This window comes from Stenotrophomonas sp. P5_A8, assembly GCF_056400545.1.
The window spans coordinates 1-5,527 of the sequence record NZ_JBFULB010000256.1 but is presented as its reverse complement, the minus strand read 5'-3'; the positions used below and the strand labels follow the sequence as shown (position 1 = coordinate 5,527).

At 67.6% G+C, this 5,527-nt stretch carries 5 protein-coding genes and 1 pseudogene; 2 read left to right on the top strand and 4 right to left on the bottom strand.

Translation table 11 applies throughout. From position 1 onward, the window contains the following. Positions 1-20: 20 nt before the first annotated feature. The 4 genes from murU to AC1DQP_RS15595 all read right to left on the bottom strand — a co-directional run bounded on the left by murU (position 21) and on the right by AC1DQP_RS15595 (position 3,653). Complete coding sequence (gene murU / locus AC1DQP_RS15610; RefSeq protein WP_457321191.1) at positions 21-734, bottom strand: N-acetylmuramate alpha-1-phosphate uridylyltransferase MurU; 714 nt, start codon at positions 732-734, stop codon at positions 21-23. Beyond that, positions 731-1,756 carry an aminoglycoside phosphotransferase family protein gene (locus AC1DQP_RS15605; RefSeq protein WP_457321193.1) on the bottom strand — a complete coding sequence of 342 codons (1,026 nt, stop codon included), beginning with the start codon at positions 1,754-1,756 and terminating at the stop codon, positions 731-733. The genes murU and AC1DQP_RS15605 overlap by 4 nt, the downstream gene beginning before the upstream one ends. A gap of 58 nt (positions 1,757-1,814) precedes the next feature. Then, entirely contained in the window at positions 1,815-2,090 is a 276-nt protein-coding gene (locus AC1DQP_RS15600; protein ID WP_256775735.1) for a GlsB/YeaQ/YmgE family stress response membrane protein, read from the bottom strand. A gap of 69 nt (positions 2,091-2,159) precedes the next feature. Next, entirely contained in the window at positions 2,160-3,653 is a 1,494-nt protein-coding gene (locus AC1DQP_RS15595; protein WP_478051957.1) for a M20 family metallopeptidase, read from the bottom strand. 94 nt (positions 3,654-3,747) lie between these two features. On the opposite strand from AC1DQP_RS15595, the gene AC1DQP_RS15590 reads away from it, so the two are divergent. After that, positions 3,748-4,182, top strand: a complete 435-nt coding sequence (locus AC1DQP_RS15590) for a ComEA family DNA-binding protein (RefSeq protein ID WP_457320421.1) — start codon at positions 3,748-3,750, stop codon at positions 4,180-4,182. A 389-nt stretch (positions 4,183-4,571) separates the two neighbouring features. Continuing rightward, positions 4,572-5,527, top strand: a pseudogene (locus AC1DQP_RS15585) (L,D-transpeptidase); the annotation flags it as partial.

Below are 5,527 nucleotides of genomic sequence, written 5' to 3'. Positions count from 1 at the left end.
CCCAGGGGGTGTCCGCGGTGTTACCCGTGCGGGTATTGCAGCTGCGCGTCCAGCTGCGCCAGACGCTCCGGCGTACCCACATCGGTCCATCGCCCGCGGTGGTGCTGCCCGCTCACGCGGCCCTGCGCGATGGCATGCCGCAGCAGCGGCGCCAGCCCGAACTGCGGCGGCTGCGCAGCCGCGCCGGGGGTATCGCCGATGACCGCGCGCCACCCATCGAGAATCCGCGGCCGATACACGCCGATGCCGGCATAGGTCAGCCGCGCGGCCTCGCCGTCATCGCTGACCTGGCCATCGCCGCGCAGGATGAAATCGCCGCGCGGATGCTGCGCCGGGTTGTCGACCAGCACCAGGTGCGCATCCCCTGTGGGATCACGCGGCAGCGTGCCGAAGTCCACGTCCGTCCACACATCGCCGTTGACCACCAGGAACGGCGCATCGCCGAGCACCGGCAGCGCGTTGAGGATGCCGCCGCCGGTTTCCAGCGGCACCGCGCCCTCGTCGATGATGTGCAGGCGCAGGCCCCAGCGCGCGCCGTCACCGAGCGCGGACGCGAATTGATCGCCCAGCCATGAGGTATTGATCACCACGTTCTCCACGCCCGCCGCCGCCAGACGCTCCAGGTGCCATTCGATCAGCGGCTTGCCACCGGCCACCAGCAGCGGCTTGGGTGTATGCAGGGTCAGCGGGCGCATGCGCTCGCCTTTGCCGGCCGAGAAAATCAGTGCCTTCATGGGCGTGCCGGGATTGGGCCGGCCAGCTGCGCCAGCGCGGGTTTGATGCGCTGCTGGAGCAGGTCATCCAGCGCCGCCAGTTCGGGATGGCGCGGCAGCACTTCGTCCAGGTAACGGATGAAACGCGGCGCGTCGTCGAAGTAATGGCCCTTGCCATCGCGGTCGCGCAGGCGCACGAACAGGCCGAGGATCTTGAGGTGGCGCTGCACGCCCATCCAGTCCGCATCGCGCAGGAACTGCGGCCACGGGCGCACCGGGAGGCCTGCGGCCAATGCCTGGGCGTGGTACCGCGCCAGCCAGGCATCCACTTTCTCCAACGGCCAGCTCAGGAATGCATCCTTGAACAGGCTGACCGGGTCGTAGGCGATCGGCCCACGCACCAGGTCCTGGAAATCCAGCACGGCCGGACCGGCGTCGACCGGCATCAGGTTGCGCGGCATGAAGTCGCGGTGGGTGAGCACCTGCGGCTGGTTCAGTGCGTTGTCCATCAGCCGGCGATGCACCCACTGCAGCTGTTCCAGTTCGCCGCAGTCCAGCTGCAGGCCCAGATGGCGCTGCAGGAACCATTCGTCGAACAGCCCGGCGTCACGCTGCAGCAGCGCCTCGCCGAACGACCCCATACCCTCGGGCACCGGAATCTGCTGCAGCCGGATCAGCTGTGCGAAGGCGGCATCGAACCACGCGTCGGCATTGTCGTCGTCGATATGCCGCGCCAGCGTCGGGCCCCCGAGGTCTTCCAGCAGCAGGAAGCCCTGCTCGACATCGCGCTCGAGCACGCGCGGTACGCGCACGCCGTTGGGTTCGAGCAGGTCATGCATGCGCAGCCACGGGCGCACGTCTTCCAGCCCGGGCGGGGAGTCCATCACGATGTGGCTCCCGGCCGTGCTGGTGGTGCGCCAGTAACTGCGGAAACCGGCGTCGACCGAGGCCCGGTCCAGCGCCAGGTGCGGGTCGTTGAGCGCGGTACTGGCCCACTGGCGGCGGAGGTCGGCGCGCAGGGGATCGGAAGCGGGATCGTTCATGGACGGGTACGTCGAAGCGGCACCGTGCAGRCGCCAGGGAAAAGAGGGGAGGGCGGGCTCAGCGTTTGCCGTTGCCGCTGACAAGGCGCAGCACGGCAAGCACGGCCACTGCACCGAGTATCGCGCCGAGGAAGCCGGCCGGCTCACCGGCGGCATACCAGCCCATGTACTGGCCGAACCAGCCGGCCAGCAGTGCGCCGACGATGCCGAGCACGATGGTCAGCAGGCAGCCCATGCGGTTGTTGCCGGGCATGAAGAAGCGCCCGAGCAGGCCGACCACGAAGCCGACCAGGATGATGTAGAGCCAGCTGGTGCTGCCGAACAGTCCGTTCATGCCATTTGCGCCTTCGGAGGGTGGACGCAGCCTAGCAAGGMCAGGCTGCGTCCGTCACGCCGTGTGCGCTCAGCAGCAGCCGTGGCCGCCGTGGCGGGTGCCGCTGTCGGCGGCCACCGGCGAACCGCTGGTCTCGCCGCGCAGGCTGGCCGCGTAATGCTCGCTGATCACCTTGGAGACGCACGAGGTGACCTTCTTGCCCATCGGGATATGCAGGAACTCGTTCGGGCCATGGGCGTTGGAATGCGGGCCGAGCACGCCGGTGATCATGAACTGCGCGCCGGGGAACTTCTCGCCGAGCATGCCCATGAACGGGATCGAGCCGCCTTCGCCCATGTACATCGCCGGCTTGCCGAAGAAGGTCTGGCTGGCAGCATCGATCGCCTGGGTCAGCCACGGCGCCATCGCCGGTGCGTTCCAGCCGCTGGAGGCCTTTTCAAGGTCGAGTTTCACTTCGGCGCCGTTCGGCGGATCGCGCAGCAGGGCCTCCTTGAGCAGCTCGCCGCAGGCCTTGCCATCGGCGGTCGGCGGCAGGCGCAGCGACAGCTTCACCGCGGTGTGCGGGCGCAGCACGTTGCCGGCCGAGGCCAGCGGCGGCATGCCGTCCACGCCGGTGACCGACAGCGCCGGACGCCAGGTGCGGTTGAGCACCAGTTCGGTGAGGTCCTCGTTCATCGGCTTGAGGCCGTCGACCATCGGGAATTTCTCGAAGATCGCGGTGTCCACTACGTCCGCGGCGCGCTTGGCCTGTTCCAGGCGCTCGGCCGGGATGTCCACGTTCATGCCGTCGATCAGGATGCGGCCGGTGTTCTCGTCCTCGATCCGCGACAGCAGCTGGCGCAGCAGACGGAAGCTGGACGGAATCACGCCGGAGGCATCGCCGGAGTGCACGCCTTCGTTGAGCACCTTGACCGAGAAATTGCCGCCGGTCAGGCCACGCAGCGAGGTGGTGCACCACAGCTGGTCGTAGTTGGCGCAGCCCGAATCCAGACACACCACCAGTGACGGCTTGCCGATGCGGTCGGCCAGGTGGTCCACGTAGGCCGGCAGGTCGTAGCTGCCCGATTCTTCGCAGGCTTCGATCAGCACCACGCAACGCGCGTGCGGCAGCCCCTGTTCCTGCAGTGCCAGCACGGCAGCCAGCGAGCCGAACATCGCATAGCCGTCATCGGCGCCGCCGCGGCCGTACAGCTTGTCGCCGCGCAGCACCGGCACCCACGGGCCGAGGTCGTCGTCCCAGCCGGTCATTTCCGGCTGCTTGTCCAGATGGCCGTAGAGCAGGATGGTGTCGTCGCCGGTCTCGGCGCCGGAGGCGGGGATTTCCAGCAGCAGCAGCGGCGTGCGGCCTTCCAGGCGCACCACCTCCACGCTCAGGCCCGGCAGGTTCTGGGCCCGGGCCCAGGTTTCCATCAGGGTGACGGCCTGCTCCATGTACCCATTGGCCACCCAATCTGCGTCGAACATCGGCGATTTGTTGGGAATACGGATGTAATCGACCAATTGCGGGACGATTTCGCTGTCCCACTTCTCACTGACGAATTGGCCGAGTTTGGTGCTGTCCATCTGACACTCCGGAGGCATTGGCTAGTCGTCACATTCTACGCCGCTGGTCGGGGTAGGGATTTCCCTACATCACGTCAGGTATTTGGCTGGCTGTGTGAAGGCGTTGTGGACGATAGGCTGTGTGTATGTGGCGAGGGATGCTGGAGCCTCCGACGGGATAGCCGGCAGGCACCGGTTCCGAGCCACAAGGAGTAGCACGGTGGGGCCTTGGTTTTCGTGGAAGGCGCTTGCGCTGGGACTGCTGTTGATGGGAGCCGCTCACGCGGCCGACCGCATCGACATCAATACGGCTGATGCGTCGACGCTGCAGCAGGGATTGACGAACGTGGGGCCACGCAAGGCCGACGCGATCGTCGCGTACCGGCGACAACACGGACCTTTCCTCCGGATCGAGGATCTGGCACGGGTGAAGGGGATAGGGACAGCAACGGTCGAACGGAATCGACAACGGATGACGGCGGGGGTCATGAAGAGCCCCGCGGCGGAACCGCCCAGGAGGGCGTTGCCGGCAGCCGTACCAAGGCGATGACCAACAGGACAGGTCGGGGACGGGCAGGGAGCTGGTCACTGGTCGCCGCGCAGGACGCGCGATGACACCGACACACGCAGGGAAGCGGTGCGCACGGATGCGGCGCGGAAGGAGTGGCGCGGATCCACCTGGACGGTGGCATCCAGACCCGGGAAGGGCTGCGATGGCGGAACGATTTACGGCCGAGTGCAGGGAGCATGGCCGGACCCACACTGGGCAGGATGCACAGGGGGAAGGCTGGACGCCGACAAGGACGTGACGATTGCCCGGTCTGCGCAGGGATGCGTGGCCGGGCAATTTCTTTTGGGCGACGTGCACACCCACGCCAACACCTGATTCATGCAGCGCGTTGGTGTAGCGTCGTCGCATCACTGCATGGAATGAACCACATGGCGCCACGCCGCGCGTTGCTTACCCTGGCCTTGGCCACCTTGTTCGCCGCCGGTATGGGCTCGGCTGCTGCCGCGACCGCCACGCCGCCCGCCAGCACCGCCGCCGCGAAGGCCGTTGCCGCGCCGCGCGGTCCCACCGATCTGAAGCCTGGCCAGTTCCTGTAGCATCCGGAAATCTCCCCGGCCGGTCCGATCGTGCTGGTGGTCAGCCTGGATGAGCAGCGCGCCTACGTGTACCGCAACGGCATCGCCATCGGCCTGAGTACGATCAGCTCGGGCAAGACCGGGCACGAAACCCCGACTGGCGTATTCACCATCCTGCAGAAGGACAAGGACCACAAGTCCAACCTCTACAACAGCGCGCCGATGCCCTACATGCAGCGGCTGACCTGGGACGGCATCGCCCTGCACGGCGGCAGCTTGCCCGGGCACCCGGCCTCGCATGGCTGCGTGCGCCTGCCGCAGGCGTTCGCGCAGAAGCTGTTCGGCGAAACCAAGCGCGGCGACACCGTGGTGGTGGCCGATGCCAAGAGCGCGCCGATGACGCTGGCCTATCCGGCGGTGCTGGCGCCGGTCAACAGCACCGGCAAGCCGCTGGTGGAAACCACCGCTGCGCCGGAGCATTACTGGAACGATGCGGCCGCCCCCAGCGGGCAGGTCGGCATCCTGGTAAGCCTGCACGACCAGCGCCTGTACGTGTTGCGCGACGGGGTACTGATCGGCGAATCGCGGCTGCAGGCCAAGGCGCTGCCGGCGTTCGAGGGCACCACCTTGTTCGTGATGCAGCAGGGCTACTCGGATGTGCCCAGCCCGCTGGACGCCCATCAGCGCCTGCACAAGTGGACCGCCTATCCGCTGCTCGGGCAGAGCGCCGGCAATGCCAGCCCGGACCTGCTGGCCACGCCCAGCCTGCCGATGGCGCTGCCGCCGGAATTCGCCGAGCAGCTCTACAA